Below are 23,181 nucleotides of genomic sequence, written 5' to 3'. Positions count from 1 at the left end.
ACGCCAGCGCGCGTCGAGCGCGAGGTTGTTCGGGCCAACTGAAATCAGGACTGATAAACCGGACCCAGCGCCGCCTTCAGCGGATCCAGCGCGTCGCCATACAGCTTCCAGCGCTCGACCGAGGATGAATAGATCGGCTGGCGCACCTGCCAGCGGCTCGGCGTCCGCACGGTGCGGTCGGTTTCGTTGAAACGCAAGCAGGCATCGTCCCACTCGATGCCGAGGAATCCGATCAATCCACGGGCGCGATTTTCAAAATCGGCGACCGTTTCTTCGTAGGGCATGTCGTGGATATTCAGCGGGATGACCTTGGTCCAATGGCGCATCAGGCGGTCATACTGCCGGTAATACTGCCCAAGCTTGGTCAGATCGGCATTATAGCCGTGCGCCTCGGAAAAGTTATGCATGAAACAGGACGCGCAATTGTCCATCGGGTCACGCCGGCAATGGATGATGCGGGCATTCGGCAAGATCAGGCTGATGAAGGCCAGCAGCTCGAAATTATGCGGCATCTTGTCGACGACAAGCCGCGCCTTGCTGTTGCGTCTGTTGAGAGCGTCGAGATATTTCGATCCAAGCTCCTTGGCCTTGGCCGCAGTGAGCGCCGCCATGGCCTCGGTGAAAATGGCTGGGTCGAGCTTGTCGAACCCAAGTTCGCCGGCAAGTGAACGAATGGTCGACAACTCGCCGGCGCCATGGATATCGCGATGGCTGGCGCATATCTGCTCGGTCAGCGTCGTTCCCGACCGTGGCATGCCGACGATGAAGACCGGGCGTCTGGATGGATTTCCCAAATTGGCTCGCGCCTCGAAGAAGCCGGCGTCGAAGGTGTCGATGAAGCTGTCGTAAAGCTGGGTGTGCCGGTCGATGTCGAAGTCATTGCCGGAAATCGCCTTGGCCCTCGCGAAATGGCGGATGGCCGGGCCATAATCGCGCTGATCATTGAGCATCTTGCCGGCGGCGTGGTGCAGCACTACCCGCTCGCGATCGGTGGTTGTCGGCAATTCCAGGCGTTTCAGCACCAAAGGCAACGTCGGATCGTCCTTGACCGCCCGGCGCGCAAGCGCCATTCCAGCCAGCGCCTCGACATGGCCCGGGTCGATGGCAAGGGCCTTGCTGAAGCATTCGACCGCCTCGGCCGGCCGGCCAATGTCGGTGAGCAAATCGCCCATACCGGCAAGTGCCATCACCGACTGGCCGTCGATAGCCAGCGCCTGGCGATAGAACCCTTCGGCAATGTCGCCCTCGAGCTGGCTGCGGTAGGAGCGGCCGAGATTGCACAGCGCTTCGATGAGCCCTCCGTCGAGCTCGATCGCCTTTCTCAGATGTCTGCGCGCCTTGTCGACGTTGCCGGTGACATTGTAGGTATTGCCGAGATTGTTGCGGAAGATGGCGTTGTCCGGTTCGAGCTTGACCGCCCTTTCCATATAGGCAATGGCGGCGTCATGATGCTCGGCCTCGATGGCGAGCGTGCCCATCAGGTTCAGCGCCATGGCATTTTTGGGCTGCGTGCGAAGCACCGTCTGGTAGCAGAACTCGGCCTCGCGAAAACGCTTGCGCCGTTGCAGGTCGATGCCGCGCTGCAATGTCTTTTCCGCCGGCTCACCGGCGGTCGGCAGCGAGGCTGGGATCATTGCCGGCAGGCCCAGGGGTTGCCGGCGTGGCAAGAGCGGCATCCGTCAAATCCCGGTCGCGGCCGCGACGAACCAATCAGAACTTCAGGGTAACGCCAAGCTGGAGATTGTGGGAGTACAATTTGGCGTTCTCGTATGTGCCGCCGCCATCATTGTCGTCTAGATCCACGCTTGTCACGGCCTTAAAGCGGTAACCGAAATCGAGGTCGACATTCTGCGTTACCGCGTAGGTAACACCGGCGCCCACCTGGCCGGCGAAACCCCAGCCGCCAGGCCCGTATCCATAGGCGTGGCCATCAAAGTGAGTATCGGCGGTAACATAGGCCGCGCCGAGACCGCCGCCGACATAGAGTTTGGCATCACCAAAATGCGCAACATCGGCCCAGACGTTGGCGAGAAGATAGGCGGCCGACAGATTGCCGGAAGCTGGGCCGGAACCTTGGTCGGCAGGAGGGAAGCTGAAGCTGTACTCGCTTGCCTTGTAGCGCGCGTAGGACAGTTCGCCTTCCACGCGGAACGTGTCGTTGATCCGCCGACCGACAGCGCCGCCGATCACGAACCCACTGTCAAGATCCACGGAATACCGACCACTATCGTAGTCCGTCTTCACATTGTTGGCAAAGCTGGCGCCGCCGAAGAGCGTGACGTACCAGAGATCCTCCGCCCTCGGCACGTCGACAAGCGCGTCTGCGGCGTAGGCCGAACTCCAGCCAAGCGCCAATGCAAATGTCGAAACGCCAGCCAGCAGGCACAGTTTCATCGTCGAATCCCCTCGCAACAACTAGTGACTAATATCACTCTTGCTTGGCGGCCGATCTGTCAAGAACGCAAACGAGATCAAGGAGCAAAGCGAGGTCGGGAACGATCTTTTGAGAATTCTTGTTGCCGCACCGCAACATAGCAGCACATGCTAATGTTTCTGGCGGCAGGCGCATGGCTGTCCCTTCCGTTTGAAATCGCGCTAGTCGGCCTGCCTTGCCGCCACCCTGCGCATGGAGATCACCCGCCGGCGGCGGATCTCGGTGCGCATCGCCGTCAGGTGCAGCGCGAAGAACAGCACGGTGAAGCCGAGCGCCGTCACCAGCAGCGGCCATAGCAGGCTGGGATCGATCGTCGGTCCGCCGAGCCGGAACACCGAGGCCGGCTGGTGCAGCGTGTTCCACCAGTCGACCGAGAATTTGATGATCGGGATGTTGATGAAGCCGACCAGCGTGATGATGGCGGCGGCCCAGGCGGCACGGCTGGCGTCATCCAGCGCGCGCGTCAGCGCGATGATGCCGAGATACATCAGGAAGAGGATGAAGACTGAGGTCAGGCGGGCATCCCACACCCACCAGGTGCCCCACATCGGCTTGCCCCAGATCGAGCCGGTGACCAGCGCAAGCGCGGTGAAGGTGGCGCCGATCGGGGCTGCAGATTTCAGCGCGACGTCGGCCAGCGGATGGCGCCAGACCAGCGTACCGAGCGCGGCGACCGCCATCACCGTGTAGCACATCATGGCGAGCCAGGCGAAAGGCACGTGGATGTACATGATGCGCACCGTGATGCCCTGCTGGAAATCCTCAGGCGCGGCAAAGCTCATATAGAGACCGATGGCGAGCAGGATCGCGGCGATCGACGCCAGCCACGGCACCAGCCTGTCGGCCAGCCCGACAAAGCGCGTCGGGTTGGCGAGGTCGGTCCAGCCGGCGAGGCGTGAGGAGGTGTCGCTCATAAGGCCTAGATAGACCGGCGGCGCGTTCGGGGCAATCGAGGGAGTGTCGCAGTCTTATTTACCCTCCCCTCGTGGGGAGGGTCGCTGCGAAGCAGCGGGGTGGGGTGGTGGGGCACTACCCCCACCCGGACCCTACGGGTCCGACCTCCCCACAAGGGGGAGGTAAAAAAGCTTACGCCGCTTCGATATTCACGGTGCGGCTGAGGCGGCGGACTTCCTCGTCGTTGAGCAGGCCGCCGGCGCGTAGCAGGCTGGCGAAACGGCCATTGCGCAGCGACAGTTCGGCGAAGCCGCCCATCTCGACCACCTTGCCCTTGTCCATGAACACGACCAGGTCGGCGTCGCGGACGGTGGTCAGGCGGTGGGCGATGATGAAGGTGGTGCGGTTGCGCCTCAGTTCGTCGATGGCTTCCTTGACGCGGTCCTCGGTCTCGACATCGAGCGCGCTCGTTGCCTCGTCGAGCACCAGGATCGGTGCGTCCTTGAGCACGGCGCGGGCAATGGCGATGCGCTGACGCTCGCCGCCTGAAAGCTGGCCGCCGCGCTCGCCAACGACGGTGTCATAGCCGGCGCTCTTGGCAAGGATGAAATCCTGCGCGGCAGCCGCATTGGCGGCGGCGTGAACCTCGTCATAAGTCGCCTCGGCACGACCGACGCGGATGTTGTCCTCGATCGAGCGGTTGAGCAGGCCGGCATCCTGGAAGACGGTGGCGATCGAATGACGCAGCGACTTGCGGGTCACCGTGCGGGTGTCGATGCCGTCGATCAGGATACGGCCATGAGACGGCGAGAAGACGCGCTGCAAGAGGTTGATCAGCGTCGTCTTGCCGGCGCCGGTCGGGCCGACGATGGCAACCGTCTGCCCGGCCTGGACCTCGAAGGAGACGTCGTCGACGCCCTGCCTCGAATTGGCAAACTCGAAGCCGACATTCTCGAAGCGGACATGGCCGGTGACGTTGGTGAGGTCGCGCAAGCCGTCCGGCTCGGCGGAGTCGGCGGCCGAATCCTCGAGGTGATAGAAGTCCTCGAGCTTGGCGCGGGCTTCCGAAATCTGGTTGGCGAAAGCCGACATCTGGTCGAGGCGGGCAATCAGCAGCGTGGCAAAGCCGGTGAAGGCGATGACGTCGCCGATCTTGAGCTGGCCATGGGTGACCAGATAGGCGCCAATCAAAAGCACGACCATCATCGAAATGGTCGACGACAGGCGGTGCAGCGCATTGGCCATTGCCCACCAGTCGAGCACCGGGTTCTGCGCGTCGAGCAGGTTCTTGACATAGCGGCGCAGCGTATCGGCCTCGTGGCCGAGACGATTGTAGCTCTGCAGCACGGCGACGTTGCTGACCGAATCGGTCACATGCGCGAACACCTGATGATAGTGGCGCTCGACGGCGGCCTGGCCTGCCTTGGTGCGCTTCATCACAAGCCGGCCGATGCCGACATAGAGAACGCCCAGCGCCATTAGCACCAGCGACATGCGCAAATCCATGCTTATCGCGGTCGGGATCAGCAGAGCCAGCGCAACCGCCGTCGACAGATGCTGGCGCATGAATTCAAGCCACAGGCTGAACAGCGTCTCGACGGCGCGCAGCAGCGTGTGCAGCGCGTTGGACGTGCCGCGCTGGTGGTGCCAGGCGAGCGGCATGGTGATCACGCGCTCGAACGACTGGCAAAGCACCTCGCTGCGCCGCTTGTGTGCAAAACGGTCGGCGCCGCGCGCCACCAGCACGAAGGCGACGATGTTAAAGGCGCCGAGACCGGCCCACAGCGCCAGCGTCGAAAACACCGAACCCTTATCGGAGATGGCGTCGATCACCCGGCCGAACATGATCGGCTCGAGGATGGCGATAATGGCGAGCGCGACATTCGCACCGCAGATAAACGCAACGCGCTTCCTGTCGGCTGCGAGATAACCCAGCGCTCTCCAGTAGATTTGCAGAAGTGACACTTCAGCTACTCCGCCCAAAACGTTATTGTGCACCGCACCATTTCTTGACACGTACCGGTTAACGGGTCGCAAAACAATGCCCGTCTACCTCTTCCGTTCCCGTTCTGCGAACAAAAGATGACGACGTTGCGAAATCTGCCGTGATCACCTAACGGTTTGAGATAAAAGGTGAAATGTCAGTCTTGCGGCAAAATCATGGCAGCAGCTGGCGCTGCCACATTTTTAGTCACTGCACGCTTGGACCGCCGGTATCCGGGAAGACACGCCGTTCTGCGCCAGAAGCATGCCGAAGTAGAAAACGCGCGCCTCGAAAGGCGCGCGTCAATAATCTGAAGCCTTTGATTTTACGCGGGTATCTTGACGACCACCTCGGTCTTGTCGCCGGCTTTCGGCTGAAAACCGGAAGACTTTGTCTTGGTTCCATTCACTTCGAGCGAGATGGATTTGGCCTTTTTGTCGCGGATGACGCGAACCTTGACCTCCGCCCCCAGCATCTTCAGCGTTGCAGAATAGCCGTCCCAATGGCTGGGCAGTTTCGGCCGGAACGTGATCTGCTTGCCCCGCCGCTCAATGCCCAGAATGCCTTCGACCGCAGCACGGTAGAGCCATCCCGCTGAGCCCGTATACCAGGTCCAGCCGCCGCGACCGCCCTTGTCCTCACCGGAATAGATGTCGGCGGCGACGACGTACGGCTCGACGCGGTAATGCTCGGCCGATGCATCGTCGAGCGCATGGTTGACCGGGTTCAGCATCGAGAAGCACCGATAGGCATCGTCGGTGCGGCCCATTTCAGCGAGCGCGATGACAAACCAGGTCGCCGCATGGGTGTACTGGCCGCCGTTCTCGCGCACGCCCGGCGGATAACTCTTGATGTAACCAGGGTCCTTTCTCGTGTTCTGGAAGGCCGGGGTAAACAGTTTGACGATCTTGAGCTTGTCGTCGACCAGCAGGTTCGTCGCCTGCTGCATCGCCGTGGTCGAGCGCGCGGGGTCGCCCTCGCCGGAGAGTACGCTCCACGACTGCGCGATGGAGTCGATCTTGCACTCGTCCGAATTATGCGAGCCAAGCGGCGTGCCGTCGTCGTAGCTGCCGCGGCGATACCACTGGCCGTCCCAGGCGGTGCTTTCCAGCGCCCGCTTCAGCACATCGGCGTGATTTGTCCAGGCCTGCGCCCGCTTGGTGTCGCCCTGCCCCTTGGCCACGGTGGTAAAGTCGCCCAGCGTCTTCAAAAGGAACCAGCCGAGCCAGACACTCTCCCCCTTGCCGGCTTCGCCGACGCGGTTCATGCCGTCGTTCCAGTCGCCGCCGAGGATCAGCGGCAGCCCGGCCGGGCTGCTGCGCTTGACCGCAAGGTCGAGCGCGCGCGCGCAATGGTCGTAGAGCGAAGCGTTCGTCTTGGAGATTTCCGGCGTGAAGAAGGCGTCGTGCTCGCCCTCGCCCAGCACCTGCCCGTCGATGAAAGGCAGTTGCTCCTTCAGGATCCCTGTATCGCCGGTCACCTCGATGTAGCGATTGGTGGCATGCGCCAGCCAGACCACATCGTCGGAGATCATGGTGCGCACGCCGGCGTCGGTGCGCGGCAACCACCAATGCTGGACATCGCCTTCGGGGAACTGCCGGCGCGCCGCATTGAGGATCTGGTCGCGCGCCAGTTTCGGATCATGCGCAAGCAGGGCCAGCGTGTCCTGCAGCTGGTCGCGGAAGCCGAAGGCGCCGCTTGCCTGATAAAAGGCCGAGCGGGCGCGGATGCGGCAGGCCAGGCTCTGATAGGGCAGCCAGTGATTGACCATGGCGTCGAGCGCCTTGTCGGGCGTCTCGACCTGGATGGTGTCGAGGAAGCCGCGCCAGACGCGTTCATTGTCGGCCAGCCGCTGGTCGAAATCCTTGCCCGAATGGGTCTGCACCAACGCGCTCGCCTCGGCTGATGTGGCGGCGTCGCCAAGCAGCCAGACCAGCGTGACGTCGCCGCCGGCAGGGATGTCGATTTCGCTGGCGACAGCTGCGCACGGATCGTCGCCGGCCTCGACGCGGCCCGACAGGCCGGCGCCGCTGACGACCGCGTGCGGGAATGCGCTGGTGCCGTGCCTGCCGATGAACTCGCCACGATCGGCTGTCGCCGAATGCACCGGACCGGTGGCGGCCAGGAAGGCCACCCGGTCGCCGAAATCGAGACCGTAGGGGTTTTGTGCCAGAAGCGCGCCGGTCGCTGGATCCCTGGACGGGATGATGGTCGCAGCCGTGCTCGAGCGATGGCTGCCGAGAACCCATTCGGCATAGGCATAGACGCGCAGCCGAGCCGGCGCCGAGCCCGAGTTCTGGATGCGCAGGCGCGTGATCTTCACGGGATCGACGGGATCGACGACGTGCGTCAGATCCATCGACAGCGGGCCGCGTTTGGACCGGAAGGTCGAGAAGCCCTGGCCGTGCCATGTCTCATAGGTCATCGAGGGATCGCGGACCACGGCAGCCAGCGGCGAGAATGCCTTGCCGCTGGCCTGATCGTAGATGTAGATGCCCTCGCCCGGCCGGTTGGTGACCGGATCATTCGACCATGGCGTCAGCTGGTAATCGCGGCTGTTGCGGCTCCAGGTGAAGGCAGCGCCTTCGGCCGAGACATGGAATCCGAACGAGGCGTTCGAGACGACGTTGATCCAGGGCTGCGGCGTCGAGCGCCGCCCGGCAAGGCGGGTGACATAGTGGCGGCCGTCGCCCTCGAAACCGCCAAAGCCGTTCCATTGGCTGAGGCCGCTGCCGTCGGCGCTGCTGTCGGACGCGGCATGGTATGCAGGCGCCGCTGGCACCGGCAGAGACGGCTCGCGCAGCGACGCGGGGGCCGCCGGCTGCAGGGCATCGCGTGCTTGCAAGGCTGCCGCCTCGGCGCGTTCGATCTGGTCGAAGATGGTGCCGTTGCGCGTGTGCAGAACCACGCGGGCAACCGCCAGCAGCGTCTTGTACGTCGCCTCGTCCATCAGGTCGCGGCGCACGGCGAAGATGTGCTGGCGCGGCCCGAGTTCCTTGCCGCGCAGGCGGCTGTTTTCGCACAGCGTCTCGACCGCGCGCTGCAGGTCCTGGACATAGGACGATGCCTGCTCGTTGACGACCACGAAGTCGATCATCATGCCGCGGGCGCGCATATACTCCTGGAAGCGCAGCGCCTGGGCGACAATTTCGAGGTCGGCCACGTCGCCGATGCGGACCAGGAAGATCGGGAAATCGCCCGAAATGCTGGTCGGCCACAGGCTGGACTGCTTGCCCAGCCCCGAAGCGATGGATTCGCCGGGCAGGCGCAGGAACGGATCGGGATAGATCAGGAAGCGCGCCAGCTTCTGCACGTTGGCGGCGTCGGTCAGGCTGAGACCAAGATGGCGGGTCTGCACCTGCGAACGCGTCCAGGCAAGCATCGCCTGGCGAGCAAAACTTTCGGGATGGTCGAGCCTGGCGATGGCCTCGTCCAGTTCGGCGCGGTTGGCGCCGACGGCGGTCCAGAAGGTCAGCGATATCTTCTTGTTGGCCGGCACCCGCACCTGGCGGCGCAGGGCCGCTACCGGATCGAGGGTGAAGCCGTGGTGACCGCCAAGCTTGGCGCCGGGATCGAAGGCCGCCGCTTCCGCGATGGTACGGCCACGGCCGATGAAGGCACGGCGGTCGGTTTCGGCCTCGGCATCGCGCGCCGACCCGGACGGATCGGTGACGAAATGCACCATGGTGACGTCAGGCTCGTTCTTCTCGCGCTTGCGCCTGGTGGCAAAGATGGCGCCGTTATTGGCAGCGATCTCGGTCTCGATAAACATTTTCGAGAACGCAGGATGGGCATTGTCGGAGGCTTCGTTGCCCAGCACCAGCTCGGCAAAGGAGGTCACCTCGATATGCCGGTCAGTGGCGCCGTCGTTGTAGAGCGTGACGCGCCGTCCCTCGCCATTGCCTTCCGAGATGACGATGCATTCGACCTCCGAACGCAGCGAGCCCACTGTTTTGACGAAGCTCGCCTTGTCGTCGGAAAACAGCGTCTGCACTCTCTCGCCGGTCGCCTGCTTCGGCTCCGCGGTGGCCGACCACCAGTCGCCGCTGCCGGCGTCGCGCAGGAAGATGTAGGAGCCGAGCCGGTCTTCGGTCGGGTCGGGCTGCCAACGGGTGACGGCGAGTTCGCCCCAGCGGCTGTAACCGGAACCGGTGGCCGAGACCATGACGGAGTAGCGGCCATTGGACATGACGCTGGTGGCGCGCAACGCCCTCAGCGGGTCGAGGACGATGCGCGAATCCGGGCTCTCGACCTCGGTCTCGTCCTTCGAGCGCTCGTCGGCTTCGGTCCTGACCGTGGCGGTCGGGATGTCGCGCGGCGCCCTCTCCTGCAGCAGGAGTTCGGCAGACTCGATCACCGGATCGCTGTGGAAGCGGTCGCGTAGCCGGCCCTCGAAGATGGCGTCGGCAACGGCGGCGATCGACATGCCGGAGTGATGCGCCATGTAGTTCAGGACAACAGCGTGGTCGGTGCCTTCCGGCACGCGCTGCGGCGTGAAGTCGACGGCGTCGTAAAAGCCATGCCGGCCGAGAGCGCCGATGGAGCGCAGCCTGGCCAGATTCTGGACGGATTCGCGCGGTGTGAACTGCGCCGCGAGGATCGTGGCGTAAGGGGCGATCACCGTGTTCTGGCCAAGGCCGCGCTTGAGGCCAAGTCCGGGCACGCCGAAATTGGTATACTGGTAGGTCAGTTCGCGGTCGCGGGCATTGTAGGCCGCTTCCGAAATGCCCCAGGGCACGTTCTTCGAACGCGCGTACTGGATCTGACGCTTGATGATCAGCTTGCTGGTCTGGTTGAGGATCGAGCCCTGCGGTTCCTTCATCACCAGTGGCGGCATCAGATACTCGAACATCGAGCCCGACCAGGACATCAGCGCACCCTGGAAGCCGATCTCGACGATCGGCCTTCCAAGCCGGAACCAATGCTCCGTCGGCAGGTCACCCTTGGCGATGGCGAACAGGCTGGTCAGCCGCGCCTCGGAGGCGAGCAGATCGTAGCAGCTCTCATCGAGCTGGTGCTCCTCGACCCGGTAGCCGATCGAGAGCAGTTTGCGCTCCTGACGCATCAGGAAAGAGAAATCCATCTCGAAGGCATAGCGGCGGCAGCGTTCGCGCAGCGCCAGCAGCTTGGCGCGCAAGGCTTCGACGGCGTTTTCGTCGCTGTGCGAGTCATGCACATGCGCCTCGCAGGTCGCTTCCAGCCGTGCCGCCCAGTCGGCGATAATGTCGCTGCGCTGCGATCCGGCCTCGGTGTGGATGGCGGTGGCGAGCTTGCGGATCTCGCCGGCAAGCACGGCCAGGTTAATGGTGCGGATCGAGGCCATCTCCGGCTGCGCCTTGATGGTCATGACGGCGCGCCGCATGCCATCGAGGCGATCGGCCAGACGCTGGCGCAACGGCCGCAGTTGCCGGCGGTCGTCAGGCAATTCCTCGAGGCTCTCGTCGAGGATACTCACCGTGTCGAGGACGCCTTCGAAATCGCCCTGCAGGTGAACGGACGGGGCTTCCGCCCACTCGGCACAGGCCGCCGCCACCGCGACCAGATGTCCGGCCAGATTGCCGCTGTCGACGGCCGAGATGTAGAGCGGATAGAGCGGCTTGAGCGTCGTGGTGTCGTACCAGTTGAAGAGGTGGCCGCGGTTGCGCGGCATGCTCTCGATGGTCGTCATCGTGGCGTCGATGCGAGTGATGGCGTCGGAGAGCGCAATCCAGCCGAAATCGCGTGCCGACACCACCGACAGCAGGTAGACGCCGATATTGGTCGGCGACGTCCGCGGCGCCACAACCGGCGCCGGGCTTTCCTGGAAATTGTCGGGCGGCAGATTGTGGTGCTCGGCCGTGACGAAGGTTTCGAAATAATGCCAGGTGCGGCGCGCCACGGTGCGCAGCGCGTGGATGTCGGCTTGCGATATGCGCAGGCGGTCCTCGGTCTCGGCCGAGCGGCTGATCCAGCAGGCAACCGCCGGCGAACCGATCCAGAACAGAGCGAAGAAGAAGGCGACGAAGGCACCGGTGGAATCGGCCAGCACGGGGATAGCGAGACCGACGACGCCGATGATCACGGCGCCATACATCATGCTGTAATAGGAGCCGATATCGTTGTCGCCGCCCTTGTGCGCCTGCGACGCGGTGCGCCATTCCAGCAGGTTCTGGCGGCTGACGAACAGGCGGTAAAGCGTGCGCACGATGGCGTCGCCCATCATCCAGGCATTGTGCGCCATCAACAGCACTTTCAGCGCCACAAGGGCCGTGCCGAAGACGGTGTCGTGCGCCAGTGCGGAGAAATGGCCGCGCGGCGTCTGGTCGCCGCTCTTGGGCAGGATGGCGTTGACGACATCGAAGGTCGGCGCCATGAACAGCGACAGGATCAGCAGCGCCTGCCACTGCGCGGCCTGCGTGAAGGGCAGCAGCGTCCAGCCGGCGATCGCCGCCATCACCCAGAAGATCGGGGTCAGCGAGCGGCGCAGATTGTCGACCATCTTCCAGCGCGACAGCGCCGGCACGCCGGAACGCGGCGAGAAGATGAAGCGCAGCAGCTGCCAGTCGCCGCGCGCCCAGCGGTGGTGGCGCGAGGCGTCGACCGAGTAGCGGGTAGGATAGTCCTCGACCAGTTCGACGTCGGTGACAAGTGCTGCGCGCGCCAGCGCACCTTCGAGCAGATCGTGGCTGAGGACGGTGTTTTCCTCGATGCGGCCCTGCAGCGCCGCCTCGAAAGCGTCGACGTGATAAAGGCCCTTGCCGGTGAAGGAGCCGTCGCTGAAGACGTCCTGGTAGAGATCCGAGACGGCAAAGACGTAAGGATCGAGACCGCTGTTGGACGAGAAGACGCGCTGGAAGAAAGAAGCGTCGTCGCCGCTGGTGAGCGAGGCTGTGATGCGCGGCTGCAGAATGGTGTAGCCGGCGGTAACGACGCGCTTTGTCGCGTCGAAATGCGGGCGGTTGAGCGGATGGGCGAGCTTGCCGACCAGTGACGACACGGCGTCGCGCGTGGTGCGCGTGTCGGCGTCGAGCGTCATGACATAGACGACCTTTTCCGGCAGCGGCACGTCGAGCGGCAGGAAGGTGGTGTCGCTGTCGCCGCGCAAGAGAAGGTTCAGCTCATGCAGCTTGCCGCGCTTGCGCTCCCAGCCCATCCAGGCGCCCTGCGCCTGGTTGTAGAGCCGGCGGCGATGCAGGATATAGAAACGCGGCGCGCCTTCCGAGGGATAACGGGCATTGAGCCTGGCGATCTCGTCGCGCGCATATTGCAGGATCTCGATGTCGGCGGCGTCGATCTCGGTCTTGGAATCCGGCCAGTCGGACAGCAGCGCGAAATGGATTTCTTCGGCCGTGTTGGCGAGGTGATGCACCTCGATGTTGCGGATGTTTTCCTCGACATCATCGCGCGAGCCGATCAGCGACGGCACCACGACCAAGGTGCGTGATGCCGCCGGAATGCCGTGCTTGTAATCATAGCCGACGAGCCGCGTCGGCTTCAGGAACAGTGAAACAACGGTGTTGAAGAAGGCGAGCGCGCCTTCGCTGGCAGGCACCGCAAACAGCGCCAGCATCAGCGTGATGGATTCCACCGACAGGCCGAGATGGGCAAGCGCATTGCCGGAGACAACCAGCAGTAGCACCGTCAGCAGGAAGACCGGCACAACGATGCCGAGCCAGCCCATGGCGGTGAAGGCGCGCTTGAAGGTCACATGGAAGGGCGGCCGATAGCCGATCGCCTTTTCCAGATCCGTCCGGCGCGGGCCGACCAGGAAGAAGCCGACATCGGTATGCATGGCCGGATCGGCTGATGCATCCGGCACGCCGGAGGCATCGGTGACCCCGGGAACATGGCTGGCCAGCTCGATGGCCTTTTCGGCGACACGGAATTCGGACAGGTCGGAACGGCGCGCCAGTTGCTCGATCGACGTGCGGTACTGGTCGCGCGAAAAGAAATCGAGCGCGGCGAAATCGGTGCGCTCGCGCAACAGCGTGTCGATGCGGCTGACGCCCTCGAACCACACCGTCCAGTCGACGTCGTTGATGAGGCGCAGGCCGCGGATGATGTTGCCGGTGGTGACATTGCCGCTGGACAGCGTGCGATGCTCGGAAATGATGATTTCCTCGGCGTCGGAGCCGGTTTTCTCGAGCTCGACCTCCAGCCATTCCAGCGCCCTGCCGGCATTCTGCGAGCCGTCGCGCAGGCGGTAGAGCAACTGGGTGGCGAAGGTGGTGTCCTGCGCATGCGCGCCGTAGCCCGACAGGATCTTCCGGCGGTCTGCATTGTCGTCGGTCGCCAGCACGCGGTCGGCGACCTCGTTGGCGATATGGCGCATCTGCCTGGTGCGGTCGACGCGCACGGCGATGCGGCGCAGATTCTCGATCAAAACGAAGCGCAGCAGCGACGGCAGCGCCCAGAGCTCGCCGATCTTGAGCGGCTCGACCGACTGAAAACCCTCGACGATGGATTTGAACATGGTCGCCGAAACCGAACTGTCGGAATGGGCGACATAGCTCCAGGCCAGGGCCAGCGCGCGCGGCACCGCGGCGCGATCGGCCACTTCCAGGGTCGGCAACTGCCGGTAGAAACGGCGCGGCAGGTCGCGCTTGACCTGAAAAATGGTCTCCTCGACGAGATAATTGTTGTCGAGCAGCCATTGCGCGGCAGGCGTGATGGTTTCGCCCTTGGCCTGGGCGGCATTGGTCGAGCGGTAGACTTCGAGGATTTTCTTGGCGCTGTCGCGGATGCGGGCCTGGAAATCGAACTGCGTCAGGCCGAACAGGTCCTTGATGTCGCCCTTGGCAAGGCTTTCGCCCAGCGCGCGCAGCCGCTCTTCGGGCAGGAAATTGGAGCGTATCGGCTCTTCGGTGATGACCGGGAAGCCGGCGCTGGACTTTTCGATATGGGCAGGATTTGTCTGGATATTCATTGAAAATTCCGCATGGGGGACGCGATGCGGCGCCACCGCCACGGCAATGTCCCTAAAACCGATTCAAATGCAATTGGTTGCATGATTACACTGGCCGAAAGTTTTGCTTCGCACCACGCCAGAGGCGTTATCCCTTCGACATTTTAAGTGGGGCTTTCGACAACTTAAGGACGAGCACCCCTGCCCTCCCGTCCGCCTTGGAACGACGGAAGGATTCGGGCTTTTTCGTGATCCAGACAACAGCTTACGCCAGATTTCTCCGGCGTGCGATCATGTTTGGCAACAGGCGTTAATCGTTGTGCTGGCGGTGCGGCTGGCCCAGCCTGGCTATCCGGATGACGAACACGGTCGTCGGCCGTACCGGTTCAACCCGTAGTTTCGCCTGCGGACCGAGCAACAGCGTGTCGAGGGGTCCAAGACGAGACGATGTCGGGCCGCTGAGGCCGACCTCGCCGTCGAACGGCAGGATCAGGGTCATAGCGCTGGTCGGCCGGATATCGGTCGGAACCGAAACCATCAGACGCTCGACCGAGTGCGTGGCCCGCCCGCGGCGGGTCATGACGTTGAGATCGGTGATCGGACCGGAGATCAGCGCCGCCGAGGTCGGCACATCGGCCGGGAAGGACAGCGGGGCGGAAGCCGCCGTCACTTCGGCCGGCGGACGGCCGGCAATATCAAGCACGATACCCTCGCCTTCCAGCACGGCAAGCGTGCGGTCGACGCCGGCAAACCCCGAGAACGGGCCGCTGCCCTCGACTCGCGCCATGGAAACGCGCCAGTCGAAATCGTCCAGCCCGACGCCGTCCGGCGAGACGGCGATCTCGGTGGTCGTGCCGCCGCCATTCTTCCACGGCATGACGCGGTAGTCGGCGGCCCGTAGGATGCGCATCATTTAAGCCAATCAGCCTAAAATACCGGGCAGATTGAGCTGGTGCTCCTTCGCGCACTCGATGGCGATGTCGTAGCCGGCATCGGCGTGGCGCATGACGCCGGTCGCCGGATCGTTCCACAACACGCGCTCCAGGCGCCTTGCGGCGTCCGGCGTGCCGTCGGCGACGATGACCATGCCGGCATGCTGCGAGAAGCCCATGCCGACGCCGCCGCCATGATGCAGCGACACCCAGGTCGCGCCCGACGCGGTGTTGAGCAACGCATTGAGCAGCGGCCAGTCGGAGACGGCGTCGGAGCCGTCCTTCATCGCTTCCGTCTCGCGGTTCGGCGAAGCGACCGAGCCGGAATCGAGGTGGTCGCGGCCGATGACGACGGGCGCCTTCAGTTCGCCCCTGGCCACCATTTCGTTGAAGGCGAGGCCCAGCCTGTGGCGGTCGCCGAGGCCGACCCAGCAGATGCGCGCCGGCAGGCCCTGGAAGGCGATGCGCTCACGTGCCATGTCCAGCCAGTTGTGCAGATGGGTGTTGCCGGGGGTGAGTTCGCGCACCTTGGCGTCCGTCTTGTAGATATCCTTGGGATCGCCCGAAAGAGCAGCCCAGCGGAACGGGCCGATGCCACGGCAGAACAGCGGCCTTATATAGGCCGGCACGAAACCCGGGAAAGCAAAGGCGTTCTCGAAGCCTTCGTCCTTGGCGACCTGGCGGATGTTGTTGCCATAGTCGAGCGTCGGCACGCCGGCATTCCAGAACGCGACCATCGCCTCGACATGCTCGCGCATTGAGGCGCGGGCGGCCTTCTCGACAGCCTTGGGATCGGAGACGCGCTTCTCGCGCCACTCAGCCATCGTCCAGCCCTTGGGCAGATAGCCGTTAATCGGGTCATGCGCCGAGGTCTGGTCGGTGACCATGTCGGGGCGGATGCCCCGCTTGAACATTTCCGGCACGATGTCGGCCGCATTGCCGAGCAGGCCGACCGACTTCGCCTCGCCGGCCTTGGTCCAGCGCTCGATCATTTCCATCGCTTCGTCGAGCGTCTCGGCCTTCTCGTCGACATAGCGGGTGCGCAGCCGGAAATCGATCGAGTCCGGATTGCATTCGATGGCGAGGCAGCAGGCGCCGGCCATGACGGCGGCAAGCGGCTGGGCGCCGCCCATGCCGCCGAGGCCGCCGGTCAGGATCCATTTGCCCGTAAGGTTGCCATTGTAGTGCTGGCGGCCGGCCTCGACGAAGGTCTCGTAGGTGCCCTGCACGATGCCTTGCGTGCCGATATAGATCCAGGAGCCGGCCGTCATCTGGCCGTACATCATCAGGCCTTTTTTATCGAGCTCGTTGAATTTATCCCAGGTCGCCCAATGCGGCACGATGTTGGAGTTGGCGATCAGCACGCGCGGCGCATCGGTGTGCGTCCGGAAGACGCCGACCGGCTTGCCGGACTGGACCAGCAGCGTCTCGTCTTCATTGAGGGTCTTCAACGAGGCGACGATGCTGTCGAAATCGTTCCAGGTGCGCGCGGCCCGGCCGATGCCGCCATAGACGACGAGCTCATTGGGGTTTTCGGCGACATCGGGATCGAGGTTGTTCATCAGCATGCGCAGCGGCGCTTCGGTCGTCCAGTATTTGGCGTTGAGCTTGTCGCCGCGGGGCGCGCGCACTTCGCGGATGTTGTGGCGAGGATTGTTCATCATTGTCCCTTTGGAGTAAGGCGGCGTCTCAGCGCCCGGCCCAGTCAATGGCGGATTGGAGGATTTTCGTCAGTGTGGCGCGCATCGGCGCGGCGAACTCGGCATCATAAGGCACCGGCCAATTGTCCGGTTCGCCCTTGCCCTCGGGCTCGCGCAAATAGCCGCGATCGGCAAGTTCCATCTGCAGCGCATGGTAGCCGCCTTGCGGATTGCCGAAATAGCGGGTGATCCAGCCACCCTTGAAACGGCCGTTGATGACATTGCTTTCACCGCTCTCGGCCATGATCTGGCCAACCAGCGCCTGCAGCGTAGGATCCGCGGTCTGGCCGTCATTGGTGCCGAGATTGAACACCGGCAGCGTGCCGTAGAACAGGCGCGGCAGCACCGACCGGATCGAGTGGCAATCGTAAATGACGACCTTCTCATGCAGGCCGCGCAGCCTGACGGACTGAGCCGCCAGCATTTCATGGTAGGGCACGAAATACGCTATGCGGCGCTGGTCTATCTCCGATGGCGTCGGTTCCGCGCCGGGCAGATACAGCGGATCGCCGTCGAAGGTCTCGGTCGGGCATAGCGTCGTTGTCGTCTGCCCGGGATAGAGCGAGGCGCCGGAAGGATCGCGGTTGACATCGATGACGGTGCGCGAGATCGACGTGTGCACGACAGTCGCGCCAAGGCCGGCGGCAAAATCGTAGAGATTGTCGATCCACCAGTCGCAATCGCGGCGGCCGAGCCAGGGCGAGACCAGCCGATTGTCGATGCCGGCGAGATCGATACCCGTGTGCGGGATGGACACCAACAGGGGTGCCGTGCCTTCCGTCGCTGTCAGCCAGTCGGTCATGTCAGACTCCCGAGATCGAAGGCAATGTCACCGCGCTCGCAGCCTTGATGGCAGCGCCGCTGCGCACCATGGCGATGGCTTTTTCCATGTCAGGGTGGAAATGCCGGTCATTGTCGAGATGCGGCACCTCGGCGCGGACCAGCTTGCGAACCGCTTCCAGAGCTGCACTCGACGCCAGCGGCGCATGGAAATCGCAGCCTTGCGCGGCGGCCAGGAGTTCGATGCCGATGACGGCCGTGGCGTTTTCGATCATGCCGATCAGCCGGCGAGCGCCGTGTGCGGCCATCGAGACATGGTCTTCCTGGTTGGCCGAGGTCGGGATGGAATCGACACTTGCCGGATAGGCCTTCTGCTTGTTCTCAGAGACGAGCGCCGCCGCCGTCACCTGCGGGATCATGAAGCCGGAGTTCAGGCCGGGCTTCGGCGTCAGGAAGGCCGGCATGCCGGACAGCGCGGGGTCTACCAGCATGGCGATGCGGCGCTCCGACAGCGAGCCGATCTCGCAGACGGCAAGCGCGATCATGTCGGCAGCGAAAGCCACCGGCTCGGCGTGGAAATTGCCGCCGGACAGCGCAGTATCGTCCTCGGCGAAGATCAGCGGATTGTCGGTGACGCCATTGGCCTCGGTGCCGAGCGTATCGGCGACCTGGCGCAGCACGTTGAGCGCCGCACCCATCACCTGCGGCTGGCAGCGCAGGCAGTACGGATCCTGCACGCGCTCATCGCCGACGCGGTGCGATTCACGAATGGCGCTGCCGGCCATCAGGTTGCGCAGCGCTTCCGCCGTCTCGATCTGGCCGGGATGTTTGCGCAGGAGATGGATGCGCCGATCGAAGGGCGCGTCCGAGCCCTTGGCAGCGTCGGTCGACAGCGCCCCGGCGACCAGCGCCGACTGATACAGCACTTCGGCCTCGAACAGAGCGGCCAGCGCGTAGGCGGTGGAAAACTGCGTGCCGTTGAGCAGCGCCAGACCTTCCTTGGCGCCGAGCGTCACGGGCTCCAGGCCGTGCGAGACGAAAGCGACCTTGGCCGGGAAGCGGCCATGCGGTGTAAAGCATTCGCCGACGCCGATCATCACCGCCGTCATGTGCGACAGCGGCGCGAGATCGCCGGAGGCGCCGACCGAGCCCTGCGCCGGCACCATGGGGATGACGTCGTTGGCCAGCATCGCTTCCAGCAACTCGATGGTTTGCGGCCGTACGCCCGACGCCCCCTGCGCAAGGCTGGCGAGCTTCAGCGCCATCATCAGCCGAACCACCGAAACCGGCATCGGCTCGCCGACACCGGCGGCATGCGACAAAACGATGTTGCGTTGCAGGGTCTCTAGATCCTCGGCCGGAATGCGGACGCTGGCCAGTTTGCCGAAGCCGGTGTTGATGCCGTAGACCGGCTCACCCTTGGCGACGATGCGGGCGACTGCCTCGGCGCTGGCCTTGATTTTTGGCCGGCAGGAGGCGTCGAGCTTCGGCATGGCGCCACGATAGATAGCGCGCCAGTCGGCCAGCGTCGCATTGCCGGGCTTCAGGTTAAGTTCGGTCATTGTCCTCTCCAGATGCGGGCATGGAGCGGGTTGAAGCCCATGCGGTAGACGAGTTCGGCCGGACGCTCGATGTCCCAGATCGCCAGGTCGGCGGATTTTCCTGCCTCAAGCGTGCCGGTCTTGCCAAGCAGCCCAAGCGCGCGGGCAGCCTCGCGAGTGGTGCCGGCCAGGCATTCCTCGACGGTCAGGCCGAAAAGCGTCGCTGCCATGTTCATGGTCAGCAACAGCGAGGTCAGCGGCGACGTCCCGGGATTGTTGTCGGTGGCGACCGCCATCTTGACGCCGTGCTGGCGGAACAGGCCGACCGGCGGCTTCTTGGTTTCGCGGATGAAATAGTAGGCGCCGGGCAGGATGGTCGCCACGGTGCCGGCCTTGGCCATCGCTGCGGCGCCGGCCTCGTCGGTGTATTCGAGATGGTCGGCCGACAGCGCGCCATAGCGGGCGGCGAGTTCGGCGCCATGCAGGTTGGACAACTGGTCGGCATGGAGTTTGACCGGCAGGCCAAGCGCCTTGGCCTTGTCGAAGACGCGGGCAATCTGTTCCGGCGAAAAGGCAATGCCCTCGCAAAAGCCGTCGACGGCGTCAGCCAGGCCCTCGGCGGCGATTCCGGGGAGGATGGTGTTGGCGACGAGATCGACAAAAGTGTCCTTGTCGCCTTTTGCTTCCGGCGGCAGCGCATGCGCGCCGAGGAAGGTGGTGCGGACCGTGACCGGGCGTTGCTTGTCCAGTTGCCGCGCGGCGCGAAGCGACTTCTGTTCATGTTCGAGATCGAGCCCGTAACCCGACTTTACCTCTACCGTGGTGACGCCCTCGGCCATCAGCGCATCGAGGCGTGGCAGCGTCTGCGCAACCAGTGCGTCTTCGCTCGCGGCACGCAGGGATTTGACCGAGGAGACGATGCCGCCGCCAGCACGGGCGACTTCTTCATAGGTGGCGCCGGCCAGCCGCATCTCGAACTCGTTGGCACGGTTGCCGGCATGGACGAGATGGGTGTGGCAGTCGATCAGGCCGGGCGTGATCCAGCGGCCTTCGCAATCGGTAGTCTCGCCGCCCTGAGCCAACGCTGACGGCATGTCGGCTTCCGGGCCGGCATAGACGATGATGCCGTCACGGGAGACGATCGCGCCCTTTTCGACGATGCCAAGTCCGGCAACGCCTTCAGCCATGGTTGCCAGGCGCGCATCACGCCAAAGCTGAAGGCCCCCTGCCCGGCTTTTGTCTTGTGCCGCCATCATCTTTTTCCGTTGCTTGGATGGCGATTATGTATATACATATTGAAACGCGCTGCAAGTGCATTGTTTATGGAATTCGGAGAAAAACGTGACGGCGATCTTTGCGGAACAGGCGCTGCTGACCGATGGCTGGCATGACAAGGTGCGGATCGTCGTCACGGACGGTCGCATCGCAACCGTCGAAGTCGACACGTCGCCGCGGAGCGGTGACGAACGCCACGCCATTCTGGTCCCCGGCATGCCGAACCTGCACAGCCACGCCTTCCAGCGCGGCATGGCCGGGCTTGCCGAACTGCGCGGTCCCTCCGCCGACAGCTTCTGGAGCTGGCGCGAGGTGATGTACCGCTTCGCGCTGTCGATGACGCCGGACCAGGTCGAGGCGGTCGCCGCACAGCTTTACGTCGAGATGCTGGAGGCCGGGTTCTCGCGCGTCGGCGAGTTTCATTATCTCCACCACGATCGCGACGGAACACCCTATTCCAACCTGGCCGAGATGGCGGAGCGGATCGCCGCCGCTGCCAACGAAACAGGGATCAGCCTGACGCTGCTGCCGGTATTTTATGCCCATTCCTCCTTCGGCGGCGCTGCGCCCAACGAAGGCCAGCGGCGATTCATCAACGATGTGAATCGGTTCGAACGCTTGCTTGAGAAAAGCCGCGAATCGGTTCGTGCGTTGAATCAGGCTGTCGTCGGCGTCGCCCCGCACAGCCTGCGCGCCGCGACGCCGGAGGAACTCAGCGCTGTTGCCGCCATTGCGCCGGACGGACCGATCCACATCCACGTCGCCGAGCAGGCGAAGGAGGTCGAGGATTGCCTGGCGTGGTCGGGTGCGCGACCGGTCGAATGGCTGCTCGCCAATGCCGGGATCGACAAGCGTTGGTGCCTGATCCACGCCACCCACATGACCGAGGCTGAGACAACCGGCATGGCCAGAAGCGGCGCCATTGCCGGGCTTTGCCCGATCACCGAGGCCAATCTCGGCGACGGCACCTTTTCAGCACCTCTGTTCATCGAACATGGCGGCCGCTTCGGCGTCGGCTCGGATTCCAACGTGCTGATCGGCCTGCCGGATGAATTGCGCCAGCTCGAATATTCGCAGCGCCTCGCACACCGCGCCCGCAATGTGCTGGCGGTGACCGGCGGCTCGACCGGGCGGGCTCTGTTCGACGCCGCCCTCGATGGCGGCAGCACCGCACTCGGCGCCGGCCCGTCGCGGATCGCCGCCGGCGCCGCGGCTGATTTCGTCTCCCTCGACGAAAACCATCCTTCGCTGGCCGGAAAAAGTGGCGATGCGATCCTCGACGCCTGGATCTTTGCCAATGGCGGCAAGGTCGATTGCGTCTGGGTGCACGGAAAAAAACAGGTCAGCGGCGGCCGGCATGCAGCGCGTGAGACGATCGCCGAGCGCTTTCGCCATGTGATGACGGCGCTTTCGGCATGAGCATATCAGAGACAGCGGCTGTGGAAGGCGGCGGTTCGCTGCACCAGCGCATCCTGTCCGACATCAGCGAGAAAATAATGTCCGGCGCCTGGGCGCCGGGTCACCGCATCCCGTTCGAGCACGAGTTGACGGCCGAATACAATTGCTCGCGCATGACAGTGAACAAGGCGCTGTCGCAACTGGCCAAGGCCGGGCTGATCGAGCGCCGTCGCCGTTCGGGCAGCTTTGTCCGCCAGCCGCAGTCGCAGGCCGCGGTGCTGGAAATCCACGACATCAGGATCGAGGTTGAGTCGCTTGGCCTGGCTTATCGTTACGAGCGCTTGGCGCGGCAGAAAAGGCGCAGCAGCGCCGAGGATCGCGCCTTGCTGGAACTGGACGCAGCCGGACAGGTGCTGGCGCTTGAATGCCGGCATTTCGCCGGCAAGCGGCCATTCGCGCACGAACAGCGGCTGATCAATCTCGCCGCCGTCGCGGAAGCCGCCGAGGAGGAGTTTCTCGACATCGCCCCCGGCCCTTGGCTGATCGGCCGCGTGCCATGGAGTGAGGCCGAGCACCGCATCCGCGCGGTGGCGGCCGACAGGCATATTGCCGAAGCCCTCGACGTCGCAACCGGCGCACCGTGCCTGGTGGTCGAACGCCGGACCTGGAGCGCGGAGCACCCGGTGACGCAGGTGAGGTTCACTTATGCCGCGGAAAGCCACACGCTGGTGGCGCGGTTCAGGCCTTCGCAGGGGTGATTACCCTCCCCCTCGAGGGGAGGGTCGCGGAGCAAGTGCCGCAAGGCGGCACTGGTGACGCGGGGTGGGGTCGGTGCAGCCTCGCCGACCCCACCCCGTCTCGCAGTCTCCGCTTCGCTTCGACTACTCGCCGACCCTCCCCTCGAGTGGGAGGGTAAGGCACCGCGCTCTAAATCGCCGCCGTAACAATAATCTCGACAGTGTATTCCGGCCCTGCAAGCTTGGCCTCACCCGTGGCGCGGGCGGGCGTGTTGCCTTGCGGGACCCACTTGTCCCATTCCTTGTTCATCTCGGCGAAGGTGCCCATATCGGCCAGCCAGATGATCGCCTGCAGGATCTTGGTCTTGTCGGTGCCGGCCTTGGCCAGCAGTTCGTCGATAGATGCGAGGATCGACCTGGTCTGTTCGCCAACGCTGGCGCCGGGCGTTCCGACCTGGCCGGCGAGATAGACGGTGTTGCCGTGGATGACGATCTGGCTCATGCGCGGGCCAACATCGATGCGACGAATGCTCATTGGATGGTTCCTTCGTTTGTCGGTGCGCCTGTTTAGAGTCGCTGCCGCCTCCGGGCAAGGCCAACAGCGCGAAACCTCTTGAGCCTG

13 protein-coding genes are annotated in these 23,181 nt (G+C 64.1%); 2 read left to right on the top strand and 11 right to left on the bottom strand.

The genetic code is table 11. The features are described from left to right. Positions 1 to 44: 44 nt before the first annotated feature. From NLY36_RS29270 to hutI, 10 genes are all read right to left on the bottom strand, one after another. The gene (locus NLY36_RS29270) at positions 45 to 1,676 is read right to left on the bottom strand and encodes a tetratricopeptide repeat-containing sulfotransferase family protein (RefSeq protein ID WP_023698032.1); all 1,632 of its coding nucleotides are present in this window, start codon (positions 1,674 to 1,676) and stop codon (positions 45 to 47) included. A gap of 34 nt (positions 1,677 to 1,710) precedes the next feature. Then, positions 1,711 to 2,394, bottom strand: a complete 684-nt coding sequence (locus NLY36_RS29265; protein WP_023698031.1) for an outer membrane protein — start codon at positions 2,392 to 2,394, stop codon at positions 1,711 to 1,713. Positions 2,395 to 2,595: 201 nt separating this feature from the next. Next, positions 2,596 to 3,348 (bottom strand): heme ABC transporter permease, encoded by a 753-nt coding sequence (locus NLY36_RS29260; protein WP_023698030.1) that lies wholly within the window; start codon positions 3,346 to 3,348, stop codon positions 2,596 to 2,598. Positions 3,349 to 3,520: 172 nt separating this feature from the next. Next, complete coding sequence (locus NLY36_RS29255) at positions 3,521 to 5,293, bottom strand: glucan ABC transporter ATP-binding protein/ permease (RefSeq protein ID WP_023672897.1); 1,773 nt, start codon at positions 5,291 to 5,293, stop codon at positions 3,521 to 3,523. 344 nt (positions 5,294 to 5,637) lie between these two features. Further along, complete coding sequence (locus NLY36_RS29250; protein ID WP_023736405.1) at positions 5,638 to 14,217, bottom strand: glycoside hydrolase family 94 protein; 8,580 nt, start codon at positions 14,215 to 14,217, stop codon at positions 5,638 to 5,640. Between the two features lie 289 nt (positions 14,218 to 14,506). Then, on the bottom strand, positions 14,507 to 15,106 hold the full coding sequence (locus NLY36_RS29245) for a HutD/Ves family protein (RefSeq protein ID WP_023736404.1): 600 nt from the start codon (positions 15,104 to 15,106) through the stop codon (positions 14,507 to 14,509). Positions 15,107 to 15,118: 12 nt separating this feature from the next. Further along, the gene (hutU, locus tag NLY36_RS29240) at positions 15,119 to 16,789 is read right to left on the bottom strand and encodes a urocanate hydratase (protein ID WP_023734210.1); all 1,671 of its coding nucleotides are present in this window, start codon (positions 16,787 to 16,789) and stop codon (positions 15,119 to 15,121) included. Between the two features lie 28 nt (positions 16,790 to 16,817). Beyond that, positions 16,818 to 17,630: an N-formylglutamate deformylase gene (gene hutG / locus NLY36_RS29235; RefSeq protein WP_023672901.1), complete on the bottom strand. Its 813-nt coding sequence runs from the start codon at positions 17,628 to 17,630 to the stop codon at positions 16,818 to 16,820. A gap of 1 nt (position 17,631) precedes the next feature. Beyond that, positions 17,632 to 19,170 (bottom strand): histidine ammonia-lyase, encoded by a 1,539-nt coding sequence (hutH, locus tag NLY36_RS29230; protein ID WP_023736403.1) that lies wholly within the window; start codon positions 19,168 to 19,170, stop codon positions 17,632 to 17,634. Next, on the bottom strand, positions 19,167 to 20,402 hold the full coding sequence (gene hutI / locus NLY36_RS29225; RefSeq protein ID WP_023736402.1) for an imidazolonepropionase: 1,236 nt from the start codon (positions 20,400 to 20,402) through the stop codon (positions 19,167 to 19,169). The genes hutH and hutI overlap by 4 nt, the downstream gene beginning before the upstream one ends. Positions 20,403 to 20,490: 88 nt before the next feature. Here hutI and NLY36_RS29220 point away from each other — a divergent pair, with 88 nt between their 5' ends. Next, the gene (locus NLY36_RS29220; RefSeq protein WP_023736401.1) at positions 20,491 to 21,843 is read left to right on the top strand and encodes a formimidoylglutamate deiminase; all 1,353 of its coding nucleotides are present in this window, start codon (positions 20,491 to 20,493) and stop codon (positions 21,841 to 21,843) included. Beyond that, positions 21,840 to 22,580 (top strand): histidine utilization transcriptional repressor HutC, encoded by a 741-nt coding sequence (hutC, locus tag NLY36_RS29215; protein WP_023698022.1) that lies wholly within the window; start codon positions 21,840 to 21,842, stop codon positions 22,578 to 22,580. The genes NLY36_RS29220 and hutC overlap by 4 nt, the downstream gene beginning before the upstream one ends. Before the next feature lie 169 nt (positions 22,581 to 22,749). Here hutC and NLY36_RS29210 read toward each other — a convergent pair whose 3' ends face one another. Then, the gene (locus tag NLY36_RS29210) at positions 22,750 to 23,094 is read right to left on the bottom strand and encodes a RidA family protein (protein ID WP_023672906.1); all 345 of its coding nucleotides are present in this window, start codon (positions 23,092 to 23,094) and stop codon (positions 22,750 to 22,752) included. Positions 23,095 to 23,181: the final 87 nt, after the last annotated feature.

The sequence above is a fragment of the Mesorhizobium sp. C399B genome (assembly GCF_030323185.1).
In the GTDB taxonomy this organism is placed as follows: Bacteria; Pseudomonadota; Alphaproteobacteria; order Rhizobiales; family Rhizobiaceae; genus Mesorhizobium.
This window is presented reverse-complemented; position numbering and strand designations above follow the sequence as displayed.